General features: G+C 72.4%; 13 protein-coding genes and 1 pseudogene. 11 read left to right on the forward strand and 3 right to left on the reverse strand.

The features are described 5' to 3' along the window. The first annotated feature begins 112 nt into the window (after nt 1-112). The 3 genes from ACIQHQ_RS27055 (at nt 113) to ACIQHQ_RS27065 (ending at nt 4,765) form a co-directional block, all read left to right on the forward strand. Nucleotides 113-2,548, forward strand: coding sequence for a SpoIIE family protein phosphatase (locus ACIQHQ_RS27055; protein WP_402616192.1), 2,436 nt, complete (start codon nt 113-115; stop codon nt 2,546-2,548). Nucleotides 2,549-2,688: 140 nt separating this feature from the next. Then, nucleotides 2,689-3,447, forward strand: coding sequence for an IclR family transcriptional regulator (locus tag ACIQHQ_RS27060; protein WP_402616195.1), 759 nt, complete (start codon nt 2,689-2,691; stop codon nt 3,445-3,447). Nucleotides 3,448-3,547: 100 nt separating this feature from the next. Then, entirely contained in the window at nt 3,548-4,765 is a 1,218-nt protein-coding gene (locus ACIQHQ_RS27065) for a PP2C family protein-serine/threonine phosphatase (RefSeq protein WP_402616198.1), read from the forward strand. A 20-nt stretch (nt 4,766-4,785) separates the two neighbouring features. On the opposite strand, the gene paaK is transcribed toward ACIQHQ_RS27065, so the two are convergent. After that, nucleotides 4,786-6,141, reverse strand: a complete 1,356-nt coding sequence (gene paaK / locus ACIQHQ_RS27070) for a phenylacetate--CoA ligase PaaK (RefSeq protein WP_402616201.1) — start codon at nt 6,139-6,141, stop codon at nt 4,786-4,788. After that, nucleotides 6,138-6,287: pseudogene (locus ACIQHQ_RS27075) on the reverse strand (phenylacetic acid degradation protein PaaD); the annotation flags it as partial. The gene paaK and the pseudogene ACIQHQ_RS27075, both read right to left, overlap by 4 nt. Nucleotides 6,288-6,518: 231 nt before the next feature. On the opposite strand from ACIQHQ_RS27075, the gene paaA reads away from it, so the two are divergent. Genes paaA through paaE form a run of 5 tightly spaced genes read left to right on the forward strand, consistent with a single transcriptional unit; the run spans nt 6,519 to nt 10,257 of the window. Continuing rightward, on the forward strand, nt 6,519-7,505 hold the full coding sequence (gene paaA, locus ACIQHQ_RS27080; RefSeq protein ID WP_402616204.1) for a 1,2-phenylacetyl-CoA epoxidase subunit PaaA: 987 nt from the start codon (nt 6,519-6,521) through the stop codon (nt 7,503-7,505). Then, nucleotides 7,502-7,795, forward strand: a complete 294-nt coding sequence (paaB, locus tag ACIQHQ_RS27085) for a 1,2-phenylacetyl-CoA epoxidase subunit PaaB (protein ID WP_031142175.1) — start codon at nt 7,502-7,504, stop codon at nt 7,793-7,795. The genes paaA and paaB overlap by 4 nt, the downstream gene beginning before the upstream one ends. A 10-nt stretch (nt 7,796-7,805) precedes the next feature. Continuing rightward, entirely contained in the window at nt 7,806-8,633 is an 828-nt protein-coding gene (paaC, locus tag ACIQHQ_RS27090; RefSeq protein WP_402616207.1) for a 1,2-phenylacetyl-CoA epoxidase subunit PaaC, read from the forward strand. Then, nucleotides 8,627-9,142 (forward strand): 1,2-phenylacetyl-CoA epoxidase subunit PaaD, encoded by a 516-nt coding sequence (gene paaD, locus ACIQHQ_RS27095; protein WP_402616210.1) that lies wholly within the window; start codon nt 8,627-8,629, stop codon nt 9,140-9,142. The genes paaC and paaD overlap by 7 nt, the downstream gene beginning before the upstream one ends. After that, entirely contained in the window at nt 9,142-10,257 is a 1,116-nt protein-coding gene (gene paaE, locus ACIQHQ_RS27100) for a 1,2-phenylacetyl-CoA epoxidase subunit PaaE (protein ID WP_402616213.1), read from the forward strand. Before paaD ends, paaE begins: the two co-directional genes overlap by 1 nt. A 285-nt stretch (nt 10,258-10,542) precedes the next feature. On the opposite strand, the gene ACIQHQ_RS27105 is transcribed toward paaE, so the two are convergent. Next, entirely contained in the window at nt 10,543-12,153 is a 1,611-nt protein-coding gene (locus ACIQHQ_RS27105; protein WP_402616216.1) for a PucR family transcriptional regulator, read from the reverse strand. A gap of 228 nt (nt 12,154-12,381) precedes the next feature. Between ACIQHQ_RS27105 and ACIQHQ_RS27110 the strand changes: the two genes are divergently transcribed. From ACIQHQ_RS27110 to ACIQHQ_RS27120, 3 genes are read left to right on the forward strand one after another with little or no spacing between them, the layout of a single operon-like run. Further along, the gene (locus tag ACIQHQ_RS27110; protein WP_402616218.1) at nt 12,382-13,650 is read left to right on the forward strand and encodes an aspartate aminotransferase family protein; all 1,269 of its coding nucleotides are present in this window, start codon (nt 12,382-12,384) and stop codon (nt 13,648-13,650) included. Then, nucleotides 13,647-16,514: an FAD-binding and (Fe-S)-binding domain-containing protein gene (locus tag ACIQHQ_RS27115; protein ID WP_402616221.1), complete on the forward strand. Its 2,868-nt coding sequence runs from the start codon at nt 13,647-13,649 to the stop codon at nt 16,512-16,514. Before ACIQHQ_RS27110 ends, ACIQHQ_RS27115 begins: the two co-directional genes overlap by 4 nt. Continuing rightward, nucleotides 16,511-17,950: an NAD-dependent succinate-semialdehyde dehydrogenase gene (locus ACIQHQ_RS27120; RefSeq protein ID WP_402616223.1), complete on the forward strand. Its 1,440-nt coding sequence runs from the start codon at nt 16,511-16,513 to the stop codon at nt 17,948-17,950. The genes ACIQHQ_RS27115 and ACIQHQ_RS27120 overlap by 4 nt, the downstream gene beginning before the upstream one ends. Nucleotides 17,951-17,976: the final 26 nt, after the last annotated feature.

The raw sequence follows: 17,976 nt of genomic DNA on the forward strand, positions 1-17,976 counted from the left end.
CCTCGGGCCCGTCCCGTCTGCCACGCTTACCGCGCAAATCTATTGCAATTTCACCGATTAGACTGCCATCAGAGGGTTTCGAGCAGGTCGCTGCCGGAGGCGGATGAGCGCTATGACCTCACCGGAGACCACCGGAGGCGAAGGGGCGGCACTGCGGCCGGTGCCGCCCTTCGACGAGGCGGCCACGGCCCGAGCGGTCGTGGACGCCGATGGCGTGGTGATCGGGTGGAGCGAAGGCGCACAACGCCTGGTGGGTTACCCGGCCTCCTCGGTCGTGGGCAGACCGGCGGCCGCACTGCTCGCGGGCGCAGCCCCGGAGGAGGCACTGCGCTCCCTCGCCGGGGTACGGCGGTGGAGCGGCACGGTGGCCCTGCGGCACCGGGACGGGCGCGTCCTCCCCGTGACCCTGCTGGCCCACCGTCGTGCCCGGGACCCGAGCGGCAACGGCGAGGCCCACGAATGGCTGCTTCTCTCGCCGGTCTCCCGCGACCGGCCGCGACCCGACGAGGACCTTCTGATCAGCTGGTCGCTGAGCCAGTCGCCGTGCACCATGGCGCTCTACGACACCGGGTTGCGGCTGCTCAAGGCCAATGCGGACATGGAACGCGTGATGGGGCTCCCCGAGGCGGCGATGCGCGGGCTCAGAGTGTCGGAGATCGTGCCCCACCCGGAGGGCGAACGCACCGAGGACCTGATGCGCAGAGCCGTCGTCACCGGGGAGCAGCAGTTCCTGCAGGCCGCGCTGCACCTGGTCGGCGATCACCACGAGACCCTCTGGTCGGTGTCCCTGGCTCCCGTGCGCGACCCCCGGGGGACCGTGCGCGGGGTCCTGCTGTCCGCGCACGACATGACCGAGCAGCGCCGGGCCCGGCAGCGGCTCGCTCTCGTCGCCGAGGCCGGCGTGCGCATCGGCACCACCCTCGATCTGGACCGCACCGCCCGGGAGATGGCCGATGTGGCCGTCGGGCAGTTGGCGGACTTCGTCACCGTGGACCTCCTCCCCGACATCCAGGACGGCCGGGAACCGCGCGCGACCACGCTGCCGGGTCCCGTCGAGCTGCGCCGCGTGGCCAACCAGTCGGTGCTGCCGGGGTGCCCCGAGGCGGTGGTCCCGCTCGGTGCCGTCGCCACCTACCCGTCCACTTCGCCCGCCGCCGAATGCCTGGCCTCCGGACAGCCGCTGATCCAGCAGGTGACGCCGACCGTGATCGACCGGTGGGCGGCCCAGGCACCGGACCGGGCGGAACGCATGCGGCGCTTCGGTTTCCACTCGGTCCTCGCGATCCCGATGCGCGCCCGCGGAGTCACCCTCGGCGTCGCCACCTTCTCCCGGCACCGGCGCCCCGATCCCTTCGAGCAGGACGATCTGCTGCTGGCTGCCGAGATCACCGCCCGGGCGGCCCTGAGCATCGACAACGCCCGCCGCTACACCCGGGAGCGCGACACCTCGCTGACCCTGCAGAGCAGCCTGCTGCCACGGCGGATGCCCCGGCAGACCGCCGTCGAGGTCGCCTCACGCTATCTGCCGGCCGACGCGCGGGTGGGTGTGGGCGGCGACTGGTTCGACGTCATCCCGCTCTCCGGCGCCCGGGTGGCCCTGGTCGTGGGCGACGTCGTGGGCCACGGCATCCAGGCTTCCGCCGCCATGGGGCGGCTCCGCACCGCCGTGCGCACCCTGGCCGACGTCGACTTGGGGCCCGACGAGCTGCTGACCCACCTCGACGACCTGGTCAACCGGCTGTCGGCCGAGAACGACGACGCCTCCGGCGCCGCCGACATCGGTGCCACCTGCCTGTACGCCGTGTACGACCCGGTGACCCGGCGCTGCACCCTGGCCCGTGCCGGCCATCCCGAACCGGTACTGCTCAGTCCCGGTGGCGAGGCCCGCGTCCTCGACCTGCCCGCGGGGCCCCCGCTGGGGCTGGGCGGCCTGCCCTTCGAGGCGGCCGAGGTGGAGCTGCCCGAGGCCAGCTTGCTCGTGCTCCACACGGACGGCCTCACCGGGTCCAGGGACCGCGACGTCGACGAAGCCATGAATCTGCTGATGCGTGCGCTGGGCCGCTCGGGGCCCGACCTGGAGAGCATCTGCGACGCCGTCGTGGAGGACGTTCTCCCGGACCGGCCCGGCGACGACGTGGCGCTGCTCATCGCGCGCACGCGCGCTCTGGATTCGGCCCACGTGGCCGCCTGGGACGTGCCGCCGCAGCCGTCCGCGGTGGCCGAGATCAGGAGCAGGGCGAGCCGGCAGCTGACGGAGTGGGGCCTGGAGGAGGCGACGTTCGTCACCGAGCTGGTCGTGAGCGAGTTGATCACCAACGCCATCCGGTACGGAGAACCGCCGATCCAACTGCGCCTGATCCGCGACCGCAATCTCATCTGCGAGGTTTCCGACGCCAGCAGTACCGCCCCGCACCTGCGCCGGGCCCGCGTCTACGACGAGGGCGGGCGCGGCCTGCTGCTGGTCGCACAGCTGTGCCAGAAGTGGGGGACCCGCCACACGTACCACGGCAAGACGATCTGGGCCGAACAGACCCTGCCGGCGGACTGAGCACGCCGCAGGCCGAGCCGAGGCCGAAGACGAAGTCCGGCGGGTCATCTCCCGGGATGTCTCCCACGACACGGCAAAAGGGCAGACGTCACCACCGGGGCCGCCTTGCCCGGTCCGGGCCTCGGGCGCACGCTGGTCCCATGGGTGCGCGAGACGGCCCTACGCTCATCAACTCCGTCCAGCGGGCCATGCGGCTGCTGGAGGCGGTGAGTGCGCACGAGAACGGCGCGCCGGCCAAGCAGCTGGCGCGTGAGACGGGCCTGCCCCTGGCCACCGCCTACCACCTGCTGCGGACCCTGGCCCACGACGGGTACGTGCGGAAGCTGGACGACGGCGGCTTCGTCCTCGGCGACAAACTCCAGACCCTGCGCTCCACGGGCCGCGCACAGGCACTGCTCAGCCGTGTCCGGCCCACTCTCGCCGCACTGCGGGACGAGCTCGCGAGCGCCGCCTACCTCACCTTCTACGAGGACGGCGAGATCCGGGTCGCCGAGATCGTCGACGGGCCGGGCACCCCCCGTGTCGATCTCTGGGTGGGGTTCGAGGACGCGGGGCACGCCACCGCACTGGGCAAGTCCGTCCTGCGGGAACTGGACGAGGAGGCCCGCCAGGACTACCTCTCCCGCCACCACCTCGCCGATCTCACCCCCCGGACCATCACCAGCCGCCCCGAGCTGCTCAGGCGGCTGGAGACCCCGCCCCTGGCCCCGGCCGTCACGGACCTGGAGGAGTACGCCCTCGGCACGGTCTGCGTCGCCGTCCCGGTCTACAGCGGGGACACGCTCGGCTCCCTCGGTGTGTCGCTGCCGTCGAACCGGCTCTCCCGGCTGCCGGAGATCCGGGAACGGCTGCTCCCGACCGCGAGCCGGGTGACGCGGAGCCTCTCGCTCACCATCTGAAAATATGCTCCTTGCCGGTGGCCGGTCTCACCCCGTTCTCTGGAGGAAACAGACATCTCGGGACGTGCCCCGCGCACAGGTGAGGACTGCGGACACAGACATGAGCCAAGCCCGCAACCATGGCGTCGACGACCGTCCGGTACGACCGTCCGGCAACCGGGTGGCCGGTGCCGGGGCTTCGGCCCGCAGACGCGCCGTCGCACAGCTGGCCGCCGGTACACCCGTCCTGCCCGTCCTCGTCGTCCTGGTCGTCGCCCTCGTCGTGTCCGTCGACCTCGCAGGCGGAGCCGGGATGATCTGGCTCCCCCTACTGGCGGCCGGGCCCGCCCTGTCGGCCACGACCAGCGGGCCGCGCGGCGTCCTGTGCGTCGGCTCCCTCGCCGTGGCGCTCGGCATGACGCTCGGCATCCGGCACGGGGCGCCGGGCCGGGAACTGACCGCCGTCCTGTCGGCCCTGGTCGCCGTCACCCTCGCGAGCGTCCTTGCCGGCGCCCTGCGCGGGCGCCGGGAGCGGGTGCTCGCCGCCGTCCGCTCGGTCGCGGAGACCGCCCAGCACGCGCTGCTCAAGCCCGTGCCGTCGACGGTCGGGCCCTTCCAGGCGGCCGTCCGCTACAGCGCCGCCGCGGCCGAGGCCCGTATCGGCGGGGACCTGTACGCGCTGATACCCACCCCGCACGGCGTGCGGCTGATCGTCGGCGACGTGCGCGGCAAGGGGCTGCCCGCCGTCGGGACCGCGGCGCTGGTGCTCGGCGTCTTCCGCGAGGCCGCCCACGACGAGGCCGATCTGCTGGCCGTGGTCGACCGGATCGAGCGGAGCCTCGCGCGCAACCTCGGGAACGACGACTTCGTCACCGCCGTGGTCGCCGGATACCCACGGGCGGGGCATCTGGAGGTGGTGAACTGCGGGCACGCGCCCCCGCTGCTGGTGCGCGCCTCGGGGAGCATCACCACGGTGGAGCCCGCACACCCGGCCCCGCCCCTCGGGCTGCGCGCCCTCACCGGTCACACCCCGGGACTCCAGACGCTTCCCTTCGGCGACGGCGACCAACTGCTGCTCTACACGGACGGGGTAACCGAGGCCCGCGACAGCGGACGCGCCTTCTATCCCCTGGCCGAAGGCCTCAGGCGTCACGTCTCGCACGAGCCGGCCCACACGGTCGGCGCGCTCCACGACGAACTGCTGGCCCATGTGGGCGGCCGGCTGCACGACGACGCGGCCCTGCTCCTCATCCGCAAGCCGGCCGTGCGCCCCGCGGAAGCAGAGGCCCCCCGGGCGAGCGCCCCCGGCCCGGTGCGCGAGGCGAGGTGCTGCTCATGAGGGCCGCGGCGGCCGACGGGTCAGGCCTCGCGCAGATCCTTGACCCGACGGAGTTTGCCGAGGGAGCGCTCCAGGGTCTCCGGTTCGACGATCGTCACGTCGGCGGTGATGCCGATGCCGTCCTTGACCGCCTTCGCGATCGTCCCGGCCGCGGCCTCGCGCTGCTCGGGGCCGGTGCCGGGGCGGGTCTCGACGCGCACGGTCATGTGGTCCAGGCGGCCACGCCGGGTCAGCCGGATCTGGAAGTGCGGGGCGACGCCGGGCGTGCGCAGCACGATCTCCTCGATCTGGCTGGGGAAGACGTTCACCCCGCGCAGGATGATCATGTCGTCGCAGCGGCCGGTGATCTTCTGGATGCGGCGGAACGCGGGCCGGGCCGTGCCGGGCAGCAGCCGGGTCAGATCGCGGGTGCGGTAGCGGACGACCGGGAGCGCTTCCTTGGTCAGGGAGGTGAGGACCAGCTCGCCCTCCTCGCCCTCGGGCAGCACCTCACCCGTGACCGGGTCGACGACCTCGGGGTAGAAGTGGTCCTCCCACACATGCAGGCCGTCCTTGGTCTCCACGCACTCCTGGGCGACACCCGGACCGATCACCTCGGAGAGGCCGTATATGTCGACGGCGTGGATGCCCGTCCGCTCCTCGATCTCGCGGCGCATCTCCTCCGTCCACGGCTCGGCACCGAAGATGCCCACCCGCAGACCGCTGTCGCACGGGTCGAGGCCCTGCCTCTCGAACTCGTCGAGCAGGGTGAGCATGTAGGACGGGGTGACCATGATGATCTCGGGTCGGAAGTCCTGGATGATCTGCACCTGGCGGGCGGTCATGCCCCCGGAGGCGGGGATCACCAGACAGCCGGCGCGCTCCGCGCCGTAATGTGCGCCGAGGCCGCCGGTGAACAGCCCGTACCCGTAGGAGATGTGCACCTTGTGGCCCGGGCGACCGCCGGCGGCGCGGATCGAGCGGGCGACGAGGTCCGCCCACATCGACAGGTCGTTCTCCGTGTAGCCCACCACCGTGGGGCGGCCGGTGGTGCCGCTGGAGGCGTGCACGCGCCGCACCCGGTCCATGGGGACGGCGAACATGCCGAACGGGTAGGTGGCCCGCAGGTCCGCCTTCGTGGTGAAGGGGAAGCGGGACAGGTCCTCCAGTGAACGGCAGTCGTCGGGGGTGACCCCAGCCGCGTCGAACTTCTCCCGGTACGCCTCCACGTTCTCGTAGGCGTGCCACAGGCTGCGCCGCAGGCGGTCGAGCTGGAGCTCCAGCAGCTGCTCGCGTGTCAGGCGCTCACCGTCGTCGAGCAGGTCGTGAGGGAGGGGCTCGCCGCGCCGGCGCCCCCTTGCCTCCGCGGCCCGGGAGGCCGTCGTCTCGCTGGTCATCCGGACTCCTCCGGCCTCGGGCTGATGATGGTGCGGCTGCGGCCCCGGAACTGCGCGATCGCCTCGTCGCCGCGCCGGACACGCACGTCGTACAGGCCGCCGCGCCCCTACCGGGTGCGCTCCTCGGCCCGTGCCACGAGCTCGTCGCTCCTCGAACGCGAACATCGCCTCGGCGGGCTGCGCCGCGTCCGGAGTATGGATCACCGCTCGCACCACCTCATGACCCGACCGAATATTCGGTCAGCTTCGGCGTCGCCATGTAATCCAGCCCGCTCGGTGCGTGTCAAGGGTCCGGGACTTGCCCGAGGGGTCTTACCAAGGCGGGCCGGCTTGACCTACCATAGACCGAACGAATGGTCGGTTGGGAAGTGGGACGGATGGATACGACACGCTCCAGCCCCGCGGGGACGGACGGCGCCGAGCCGGTTCTCCAGCAGCACTTCGACGCGACGATCGCGCGGGACCAGCGGATCGAGCCGCGCGACTGGATGCCGGAGGGCTACCGCAAGACACTGATCCGGCAGATCGCGCAGCACGCGCACTCGGAGATCATCGGCATGCAGCCGGAAGGCGAGTGGATCACCCGCGCCCCGTCGCTGCGCCGCAAGGCCATTCTGTTCGCCAAGGTCCAGGACGAGGCCGGGCACGGGCTGTACCTGTACTCGGCGGCGGAGACGCTGGGCGCCGACCGCGCGGATCTGACCGGACGGCTGATCGAAGGCCGCCAGAAGTACTCTTCGATCTTCAACTACCCGACGCTGAGCTTCGCGGACGTCGGGGTGATCGGCTGGTTCGTGGACGGCGCCGCGATCTGCAACCAGGTGCCGCTGTGCCGCTCCTCGTACGGACCGTACGCGCGCGCCATGGTGCGGATCTGCAAGGAGGAATCGTTCCACCAGCGGCAGGGCTACGAGCTGCTGATGACGATGATGCGCGGCACCGCGGCGCAGCGCGAGATGGTGCAGGACGCGGTCGACCGCTGGTGGTGGCCGTCGCTGATGATGTTCGGCCCGCCCGACGACGCCTCGCCCAACTCCGCGCAGTCCATGGCCTGGAAGATCAAGCGGCACAGCAACGACGAACTGCGCCAGCGGTTCGTCGACATGACCGTCCCGCAGGCCGAGAAGCTCGGCGTGACGCTCCCGGACCCGGAGCTGCGCTGGAACGAGGAGCGGGGCCACCACGACTTCGGCACGCCCGACTGGGACGAGCTGATGCGGGTCATCAAGGGCGACGGCCCCTGCAACGACCAGCGGATGCAACGGCGCCGCACGGCCCACGAGGAGGGCGCCTGGGTGCGCGAGGCGGCCACCGCCCACGCCGCCAAACAGGCCGCCCGTGAGCGGAAGGGAGCGGTGGCATGACCGCCGACAAGCAGGACTGGCCGCTGTACGAGGTGTTCGTACGCGGCAAGCGCGGGCTGAACCACGTCCACGTGGGCTCACTGCACGCCGCCGACGACCGCATGGCACTGACCCACGCCCGCGACCTCTACACCCGCCGCAACGAGGGCGTCTCGATCTGGGTCGTGCGTTCGGAGCACATCGCCGCCTCCACCCGCGACGAGAAGGACCCCTTCTTCGAGCCCAGCGCCGACAAGGTCTACCGGCACCCGACGTTCTACGACATCCCCGACGACGTCCCGCACATCTGAAGGAGAGGGCATGAGCGACGACCACGTCTACCTGACCCTCGCCGAGGGACACGAGGACGACACCCGCTGGGCCTACGGCACCGGCTTCGAGGACCCCCTGCACGGCGTCGACACCGCCGTGCCCGACGACGTGGACACCGGTGAACTGGCCGACCTCTGCGTCAGCCTGGCCGACGACGCCCTGATCTCGGCCCAGCGGCTCGCCGAGTGGACCACCCGCGCCCCCGAGCTGGAGGAGGAGGTGGCGCTGGCCAACATCGGTCTCGACCTGCTCGGCCAGGCCCGCCTGCTCTACTCCCGCGCGGGCCAGGCCGACGGCACCGGCCGCGGCGAGGACGCCTACGCCTACTTCCGCGACCCCGGCGACTTCCGCAACGTACGCCTGGCCGAACTCCCGGGCGGCGACTTCGCGTTCTCGATCGTGCGGCTGCTGGTGCTCTCCACCTGGCGCCTCGCCCACTTCGAGCGGCTCACCGCCCACCGTGACCCGGTGCTGGCGGCGATCGCAGCCAAGGGCGTGAAGGAACTGGCCTACCACCGCCAGTACGCGGCCGAATGGGCCGTGCGCCTCGGCGACGGCACCGAGGAGTCGCACCGCCGGATGCGCAAGGCGCAGGAACAGGTGGCGCCCTACCTCGGCGAACTGTTCACGGCGTACGACGTCCGGGACGAGGTCGTCGCGGTGCTGCGCCAGGTCACCGAGGCGGCCGGGCTGCCCATGCCCGTCTACCGGCCGCTGCCCGGCGCGGGCCGCACCGGGGAGCACACCGAACATCTCACCCCGCTGCTGGCCGAGTTGCAGAGTGTGGCCCGCGCCCACCCGGAGGCGACATGGTGACGGCGCTCCTGGACGCCCGAAGGGCCCGGCACCTCGCCGAGCAGGTGCCCGACCCCGAACTTCCCATGCTGACCCTGGCCGACCTCGGAGTGCTGCGCGAGGTGACCATCGCCCCGGACGGCACCGTCGTCGCGAGCCTGACCCCGACCTACTCGGGCTGCCCGGCGATGGCCGAGATGCGCGCGGGCGTGGCCGCCCGGCTGCGGGACGCCGGCTACGCCCGCGTGGAGATCCGCACCGTCCTCGACCCGCCCTGGAGCAGCGACTGGATCACACCGGCCGGCCGCCGCAAGCTCGCCGAGCACGGCATCGCCCCGCCCGGGGCGGCGCCCTCACCCGCCGCAGGACCCGTCCCCCTCGTGCTGTCGCCGCCCCGCCGCTCGGTGCCCTGCCCCCGGTGCGGTCACCCCGACACGGAGGAGACCTCCCGTTTCGGCGCCACGTCCTGCAAGGCCCTGTGGCGCTGCCTCGCCTGCCGCGAGCCGTTCGAGTACGTCAAGGAGATCTGATGGAGGACCTGATGGAGCCGGCCCCCGCCCCGGCGGCACGTCCGCGTGCCCGCCGGCGCCCGGTCTTCCACCCCCTGCGGGTCGCCGCCGTGCAGTCCCTGTGCGAGGACGCCGCAGCCGTCAGCTTCGACATCCCGGCCGAACTGGCCGAGGAGTTCACCTTCGCGCCCGGCCAGTCGCTCACCCTGCGGCGCGACATCGACGGCCGGGACGAACGCCGGTCCTACTCGATCTGCGCGCCCGCCGGCACGGCACCGCGCATCGGCGTGCGGGTGGTGCCGGGCGGCCTGTTCTCCTCCTGGCTGGTGCACGACGTACGCCCCGGCGACACCGTCGAGGTGATGGCACCCACCGGAGCCTTCACCCCCGACCTCACCACCCACGGCCAGCACGTCCTCATCGCCGCCGGCTCCGGCATCACGCCCATGGTCTCCATCGCCGAGTCCGTCCTGGCCGCCGACCCCCGCTCGCGCGTCACCCTCCTCTACGGCAACCGCCGCACCGGCACGGTGATGTTCGCCGACGAGCTCGCCGACCTGAAGGACCTCTACCCGACGCGGTTCCAGCTCGCCCACGTCCTCTCCCGTGAGCCCCGCGAGGCCGAGGTGCTCTCCGGCCGCCTCGACGCCGACCGGCTCTCCGCCCTGGTCGACGCACTCGTCGACGTGGAGTCCGCCGACCACTGGTGGCTGTGCGGCCCGCACGGCATGGTCCGCGCCGCCCAGCAGGTCCTGACCGGCCTCGGCGTGCCCGCCGACCGGGTCCACCAGGAGCTGTTCTACGCCGACGACGAGCCCGTCCGCGAGGTCCACCACGCCGAGACCGGCCCCACCGGCCCGGTCAGCCAGGTCACCGTCACCCTCGACGGACGCTCCACCACCTCCGCCCTGCCCCGCGAGCGGACCCTCCTGGAAGGTGCCCAGCAGACCCGCCCCGATCTGCCGTTCGCCTGCAAGGGCGGGGTCTGCGGCACCTGCCGCGCCCTGGTCACCGACGGCAAGGCCGACATGCGCCGCAACTTCGCCCTCGAACCCTCCGAGGTCGACGCGGGCTACGTCCTCACCTGCCAGTCGTTCCCCGTGTCCGAGACGCTCACGGTGGACTTCGACACCTGATCGCCCGGGCGGTGCGCCGGCCTGCGGCCCCAGGCCCGGTCCGGCGCCCGCACCCGGCGGCAGGTCAGGGCGCACCGGGGCAACAGGAGCGCGACGAAGCCCACGTCGAGCACGACGTCGTCATCGCGCCGGCGTCCCTACGATGCCGTCGGCCACCGCCGGCAGCGCCGGATGCACCAGACAGACCGAGGAGCCGAGCGCTCCCGAGCCGGTCGGCAGCCGCGGTACGGACCGGCGGCGAAGGTGACGACGGCCGGCGTCAGGGCGAGGGCCGTCCGTCTCCCCTCAGCCGGTGCGCAGGACCCGCAACGCCGTGAGGGCGACGTGCAGTTCGGTGCGGCGGTCGCCGGATTCGAGGTCGGTGTCGAGGACGCGTTCGATGGTGCGCAGGCGCTGGTACATGGTCTCCCTGGACAGGCCGCCGCGACGGGCCGCCGTGGTCTTGTTGCCCGCGGCGTCCAGGTAGTGGCCCAGGGTCGTCAGCAGGTCGGTGCCGTGCCGGGTGTCGTGGTCGATGAGCCGGCCCAGCCGGCGTTCGGTGTAGTCCTGGATCCGGGTGTCCTCGCGCAGCGCGTACAGCAGCCGGCGCAGGTCGATGTCCGGCAGCTCGTGGAAGGAACGGTCCGGGGGGAGCGGCTGGCCGGGGGGAGTGGCCTCTATGACGCGCGCCGCCTCCCGGAACGAGCGGGCGGTGTCGGCGAGATCCGCCACTTGTGAGCCGACGCCGACGATCGCCCGCGGGGTCAGCGTCAGCGCGGTACGGCTCAGTCGTTCGGCCACGGGCCGCCAGGGCTGTGCGGGGCGCAGGGCCAGCAGCACGCCGAGGCGGCCGGGGGAGAGCTCTCCCGCCAGGGCCGGGACTCCGGCCGACCTCAGCTCCCGGTGCAGCCGGGTCTCCGGGTCGGCGCCTTCTCCGGCGGGGCCCAGGTCCACGAGGACCGCCAGGAAGACACCGGCCTCGGTGGGCAGGCCCAGCGCGGCGCAGCGGGCGCGGATGTCCTCGGGGGAGTGGTGGCGCTGCTCCGCCAGCTCCCGCAGGGCGTTGCGGTGGGCGGTGTGCTCCCAGGGCGTGGTGTGGATGAGCCGGGCCACGGTCAGGGCCATCGCCGTCCGCTCCAGGACGGTGACGTGCTCGGGCCCGAAGGCCTGCCCGTCCGCGGGCAGCATGGCCAGGCGGCCCCACCGTTCGTCCTGGTAGGCGACGGGTGCCGTGAGCCAGCCCTCCGGGCCGCCCACCCGCGTGTGGCCGCCGGACTCCGTCGCCCGGGAGCGCCGCTCCCAGTCCCCGAGCGCCTCCTCCACCGTGCTCCCGGAGGGCTCGCAGATCAGCGCCTGGTGCACCAGGTTCTCCAGCACGACCGTCCGGCCGCTCATCTCCGCCGCCGCGCGCACCACGTCCTCCGCCACCGCCCCGCGCAGGGTGAGGGCCGTGAACGCCTCGTGGATCCGCTGGGTCCGCCGCATCGCGTCGGCCTGGCTGCCGAGGATGAGCGCGTGCACGACCTGGGTGACCTCCAGGAAGTTGACGTCCCGGGCGAGCGTGACCAGGGGAAAACCCCGCGCCCGGCAGGCCTGCACGAGGGTGTCGGGCGGCCGGTGGTAGCGCCGTACGAGCTCGATGACCAGGGCGGCCGCCCCCACCTCGGTGAGTTCGTCCACATACCGGCGGACCCCCGCGGCGTCGTCGGGCAGGGGCATGCCCGTGGTCAGCACCAGCTCGCCGCCCTTGAGGAAGGAGGCCGGGTCCGTCAGCTCGGTGATGTGCACCCAGCGCACCGGCCGGTCCAGCTGGGCCACCCCCGTGACGACCTGCGGCTGTCCGGCGGCCAGGACGGGCAGGGCGAGAACGTCGGCGAGGGTCGGGGCGGGTCCCGCCGTCGGGGGGTGCTCGTTCACGGTGCCTCCCTGCGTGCCCGGTCACTCTGACAAGCGGGGCTGACCTGGCGCAAGAGCCGGCCACCGGAGAGGCGGGCGAGGTCCGGGGGTTTCGCGGTTGACACAACGTCCGAACAACGGGTTCCGGCTGGACAGATCACGCGTTGTCGTGTTTCACGGCGGCTTGGATGCTCGGGTACCGGAGCTGAGCCAAAGCAACCAGACCTCGTCCTACGGCCGGGAGACACCATGACCGCACTGTCGCCGCACCTTCGCCAGGCCACGCCCGTCGTGGCGGCCAGGGGCGAGGGCGTCCACCTCTACGGTGAGGACGGCCGCCGCTACCTCGACTTCACCGCCGGTATCGGCGTCACCAGCACCGGGCACTGCCACCCCAAGGTCGTGGCGGCGGCGCAGGAGCAGGTCGGCACGCTGATCCACGGCCAGTACACGACCGTCATGCACCAGCCGCTGCGCCGCCTCGTCGACAAGCTGGGCGAGGTGCTGCCGGCCGGTCTGGACAGCCTTTTCTTCACCAACTCCGGAAGTGAGGCCGTCGAGGCGGCGCTGCGGCTGGCCCGCCAGGCCACCGGCCGGCCCAACGTGCTGGTCTGTCACGGCGGATTCCACGGCCGTACGGTCGCCGCCGCCTCCATGACCACCTCCGGCATCCGCTTCCGGTCCGGGTTCTCGCCGCTGATGAGCGGCGTGGTCGTCACCCCGTTCCCGACGGCCTTCCGGTACGGCTGGGACGAGGAGACGGCCACCCGCTTCGCCCTGAGGGAACTCGACTACACCCTCCAGACGATCTCGTCGCCCGCCGACACGGCCGCGATCATCGTCGAGCCGGTCCTCGGCGAGGGCGGCTACGTCCCCGCGAACCGCGCCTTCCTCGAAGGTCTGCGCGAGCGGGCGGACCGGCACGGCTTCCTGCTGATCTTCGACGAGGTGCAGACCGGCGTCGGCCGGACCGGCCGCTTCTGGGGCCATGACCACTTCGGCGTCACGCCCGACATCCTCGTCACCGCCAAGGGCCTGGCCAGCGGCTTCCCGATCTCCGGCATCGCCGCCTCCGAGGAACTGATGGCGAAGGCCTGGCCCGGCTCGCAGGGCGGCACGTACGGTGCCAACGCCGTGGCCTGCGCCGCCGCCTGCGCGACCCTGGACGTCGTACGCGACGAGAGGCTCGTCGAGAACGCCGAGGCGATGGGCAAGCGGCTCCGCCAGGGCCTGGAGGCCGTGGCCGACCGGACCCCGGGCATCGGCGATGTCCGCGGCCTCGGTCTCATGCTCGCCACCGAGTTCGTCGCCGAGGACGGCAGCCCCGACCCGGAGACCGCCGCCCGCGTCCAGCGTGCCGCGATCGACGAGGGCCTCCTCCTGCTGCTGTGCGGCGCCTGGAACCAGGTCGTCCGGATGATCCCGGCGCTCGTGATCGACGAGACGGGCGTGGACGAGGGCCTCCAGGCCTGGGCGAACGCCGTCGAAGCCGGTACGTCGGGAGCGTCGGAGCGATGACCACCGCCACCCGCGACCTGGAGGGTTTCACGGCCCGTATCGCCGAGCTGGCGCCCGGTCTGCGGGTGGAGACCGGCCCGGGGGCCACCGGCGCGTACGCCTACGACGCCTCCAACTACCGTGTCCCGCCGCAGGCGGTGGCCTTCCCCCGGTCGGCCGAGGACGTGGTGGCGGTGCTGCGGGCCTGCCGTGAGGCGGGTGTGCCGGTCACGCCCCGGGGCGGCGGCACGAGCATGGCCGGCAACGCCGTCGGCCCCGGTGTGGTGCTGGACTTCTCCCGGTACATGAACCGGATCCTGGAGATCGACGCCCAGGCGCGTACCGCCCGGGTCGAGGCCGGTGTGGTCCTGGACGCGCTGCGCAGTGCGACGGCGTTGCACGGGCTGGATTTCGGTCCGGATCCGTCCTCGCACAGCCGGTGCACGCTGGGCGGGATGATCGGCAACGACGCGTGCGGGAACCGTTCGGTGCGCGACGGGCGCACCGGCGGGCATGTCGTGGCGTTGGAGATCGTGACGGCGGACGGCGTGCGGGCCGTCGCCGATCACACCGGGCTGCATCCGCTCGACCCGGCCGATGGTGGTCTCGTCGCCCGGTTGGAGGCCGACCTCAAGCGCCTGGTCGGTGACAACCTGGCGTTGATCCGGACCGAGCTGGGGCGTATCCCGCGTCAGGTCTCGGGTTACCAGTTGCAGCATCTGCTGCCGGAGAACGGTTTCGATCTGGCCCGTGCCCTGGTGGGCACCGAAGGCACCTGTGCGGTCGTCACCGCCGCGACGGTCCGCCTGGTGGCGACCGCACAGGCATCCACCCTGCTGACCCTGGGCTATGAGGACGTCGTCGAGGCGGCCGAGGACGTGCCGCAGATCCTGCGCTTCGCGCCCAGCGCGGTGGAGGGCATGGACGAGGCGATCGTCGCCACGATGCGGGCCCGCCGCGGGGCCGATTCCGTGACCGGCCTGCCCGAGGGCCGGGCGTGGCTGTATGTCGAGCTCGAGGGCGATGACCAGGCCACCGTGAACACCCGCGCCGCCGAGCTCCTGGAGGCGCTCAAGGCGCAGGGGCGGCTGACCGGCGGCCGGGTGGTGGCAAGCCCGGCGGAGCGGCGTTCGCTGTGGCGGGTGCGGGAGGACGGTGCCGGGCTCGCCGCCCGGCTGGTGGACGGCGGGGAGTCGTGGCCGGGTTGGGAGGACGCGGCCGTCGCCCCGGAGAATCTGGCCAGCTACCTGCGTGATTTCCGTAAGCTGCTGGCCTCGCACGAGCTGACGGGTGTGCTGTACGGGCACTTCGGCGCCGGCTGCGTCCATGTCCGCATCGACTTCGACATGGCCACCGAGACCGGCCTGGCGGTGATGCGCCGTTTCCTGGCCGAGGCGGCCGCGCTGGTGGTGGAGCACGGCGGCACGCTGTCGGGTGAGCACGGCGACGGACGCGCCCGCAGTGAACTGCTGGAGGTGATGTACAGCCACCGCATGATCGCCGCGTTCGCCGCGTTCAAGAACGTCTTCGACCCCGACGGGCTGCTCAATCCCGGCGTCATCATCGACCCCGCCCCGCTGGACGCCGATCTCGCACTGCGTGAACTGCCCCTGCTCGACACGACGTTCGGCTTCCCGCACGACGCGGACGGTTTCGCCGGTGCGGTGCGCCGGTGTGTCGGGGTCGGCCGGTGCCGCTCGGACGCGGGCGGGGTGATGTGCCCCAGTTACCGGGCCACGGGTGAGGAGAACGACTCCACCCGCGGCCGGGCCCGCATGCTCCAGGAAATGGTGCGCGGCGAGACGGTGACGGACGGCTGGCGCTCCACCGAGGTCAAGGACGCCCTCGACTTGTGTCTGTCGTGCAAGGCCTGCTCCAGCGACTGCCCGGTCGGTGTCGACATGGCCACCTACAAGGCCGAGTTCCTCCACCAGCACTACAAAGGCAGGATCCGTCCGCGTTCCCACTACTCGCTGGGCTGGCTGCCCCTGACCTCGGCCCTGGCCGGATACGCCGCCCGCCCGATCAACGCGTTGCTGCGCGGGCCGCTGGGCAGAATCCTGGCCCGCCTGGGCGGGGTGACCACCCAGCGCAGGATCCCGGCCTTCGCCTCCCGGCGCACTTTGCGCAGGACCCTGCGCGCGGCGAAGACGAACGAGTCGGCGAAGGCTGTGCTCTTCGTCGACAGCTTCACCCGCGCCTTCCGTCCCGAGGTCGCGGGAGCCGCCAGCCGTGTGCTTGCCGACGCCGGTATCTCCTGCGCGCCGCAGGACGGATTGTGCTGCGGGCTGACCTGGGTCAGCACGGGTCAGCTGTCCGTGGCCCGCAGAATCATGGCCCGCACGGTCGCAGCGCTCGACGGCGGTGACGACCGGCCGATCATCGTGGCCGAACCGAGCTGTGCGGCCGCGCTGAAACGTGACGTCCCCGAACTGCTGGGCACCGAGGCCGCTCAGCGTGTCGCCGACCGCGTCCACACCTTCGCCGGCGCCCTCACCGACCTCGCCGACCAGGACTGGAGTCCGCCGTCCCTGCCGGAGAACGTCGTGCTGCAGACCCACTGCCACGAATACGCCACGTTCAAGGGCCGCCGCCCCGCCGATCTGCTGCGCCGGTTCGGCGTGCGCAGCGTCGACGAGGCCGACGGCTGCTGCGGGCTGGCCGGGAACTTCGGGTTCGAAGCAGACCACTACGACACCTCCATGGCCGTGGCCGACCTCGCCCTCAAACCCCGGATCGATCACCTCGCCGGACGCCCCGTCATCGCCGACGGCTTCAGCTGTGCCACCCAGATCGATCACCTCGCCGGCGACCAGAACGTCCGCGCCCTGCACCTCGCCGAACTCCTCGACCCCGCCGCCGATCGACCAGGAGAGACGACATGACCGAAGTGCTGACTCAGTTGTTCATCGGCGGGACCTGGGTGGATGCCGCGGACGGTGCCACCATGGCGGTCGACGACCCCGCCACCGGCGAGATCCTCTGCCGCGTGGCCGACGCCGGCCCCAAGGACGCCAGGCTCGCCGAAGAGGCGGCCGTCCGGGCCCAGCCCGGGTGGGCCCGCACCGCGCCCCGGGAACGCAGCGAGATCCTGCGCCGTGCCTACGAGCTCATCCTGAAGCGCACCGACGAGCTCGCCCACCTGATGACGTCCGAGATGGGCAAACCGCTCGCCGAGGCCAGGGGCGAGGTGGCCTACGCCGCGGAGTTCTTCCGCTGGTTCTCCGAGGAGGCCGTCCGGATCGACGGGGGCCACGGGCTGCTGCCCGACGGCCGCAACCGCATGCTCCTCTCCCGCCGCCCAGTCGGCCCCTGCCTGCTGATCACGCCATGGAACTTCCCGCTGGCCATGGGCACCCGCAAGATCGGCCCGGCGATCGCGGCGGGCTGCACCATGATCCTCAAGCCCGCTCCGCAGACCCCCCTGGCCGGCCTCGCGCTGGCCGGGATCCTCAAAGAGGCCGGCCTGCCCGACGGGGTGCTGAACGTCGTCACCACCTCCCGCGCGGGCGCGGTGTGCGAGCCGCTGCTGCGGGGCGGCCGCATCCGCAAGCTGTCCTTCACCGGGTCCACCGCCGTCGGCCGGCAGCTGCTCGCCCAGTGTGCCGACACCGTCGTCCGCACCTCGATGGAGCTGGGCGGCAACGCGCCCTTCATCGTCTTCGACGACGCCGACCTGGACGTGGCCGTGGAGGGGGCCATGGTCGCCAAGATGCGCAACATGGGCGAGGCCTGCACCGCCGCCAACCGCTTCTTCGTCCACCGGTCGGTGGCCGCCGAGTTCGGGCGGCGGCTCGCCGAGCGGATGGGGGCCCTCGTGGTGGGTCCCGGTACGCGGGCCGGTGTCGACGTGGGCCCGCTGATCGACGCGGCGGGACGGACCAAGGTCGAGGAACTGGTCGCCGACGCGGTGGAGCGCGGCGCCCAGGTGCTCGTCGGGGGACGCAGGCCCGAAGGCCCCGGCAACTTCTACCCGCCGACCGTGCTCGCCGACGTGGACCCCGGCAGCCGACTGATGGACACGGAGATCTTCGGCCCGGTCGCGGCGATCCTCACGTTCGACCACGAGGACGAGGTTCTGCGTCGCGCCAACGACACGCCCTGGGGTCTGGTCGGTTACGTCTTCACCCAGGGGCTGGACCGCGGGCTGCGTGTCAGCGAGGGCCTGGAGGTGGGCATGGTGGGCCTGAACACCGGTCTCGTCTCCAACCCGGCGGCTCCGTTCGGCGGGGTCAAGCAGTCCGGCCTCGGGCGTGAGGGCGGTCGGGTGGGGATCGACGAGTTCTTGGAGTACCAGTACGTGGCCGTGCCCGTGAGGTGACGGGGATCTGCGCGACAGGGGTGTCC

The sequence above is a fragment of the Streptomyces sp. NPDC092370 genome (genome assembly GCF_044755265.1).
GTDB lineage: Bacteria > Actinomycetota > Actinomycetes > Streptomycetales > Streptomycetaceae > Streptomyces.

Coding starts and splice junctions, on each gene's coding strand:
- paaB (WP_031142175.1), top strand. CDS start 7,502: ATGACCGCCGACAAGCAGGACTGGCCGCTGTACGAGGTGTTCGTACGC.
- paaC (WP_402616207.1), top strand. CDS start 7,806: ATGAGCGACGACCACGTCTACCTGACCCTCGCCGAGGGACACGAGGAC.
- ACIQHQ_RS27115 (WP_402616221.1), top strand. CDS start 13,647: ATGACCACCGCCACCCGCGACCTGGAGGGTTTCACGGCCCGTATCGCC.
- ACIQHQ_RS27110 (WP_402616218.1), top strand. CDS start 12,382: ATGACCGCACTGTCGCCGCACCTTCGCCAGGCCACGCCCGTCGTGGCG.
- paaA (WP_402616204.1), top strand. CDS start 6,519: ATGGATACGACACGCTCCAGCCCCGCGGGGACGGACGGCGCCGAGCCG.
- paaK (WP_402616201.1), bottom strand. CDS start 6,141: ATGACCAGCGAGACGACGGCCTCCCGGGCCGCGGAGGCAAGGGGGCGC.
- paaE (WP_402616213.1), top strand. CDS start 9,142: ATGGAGGACCTGATGGAGCCGGCCCCCGCCCCGGCGGCACGTCCGCGT.
- ACIQHQ_RS27060 (WP_402616195.1), top strand. CDS start 2,689: ATGGGTGCGCGAGACGGCCCTACGCTCATCAACTCCGTCCAGCGGGCC.
- ACIQHQ_RS27120 (WP_402616223.1), top strand. CDS start 16,511: ATGACCGAAGTGCTGACTCAGTTGTTCATCGGCGGGACCTGGGTGGAT.
- ACIQHQ_RS27065 (WP_402616198.1), top strand. CDS start 3,548: ATGAGCCAAGCCCGCAACCATGGCGTCGACGACCGTCCGGTACGACCG.
- paaD (WP_402616210.1), top strand. CDS start 8,627: ATGGTGACGGCGCTCCTGGACGCCCGAAGGGCCCGGCACCTCGCCGAG.
- ACIQHQ_RS27055 (WP_402616192.1), top strand. CDS start 113: ATGACCTCACCGGAGACCACCGGAGGCGAAGGGGCGGCACTGCGGCCG.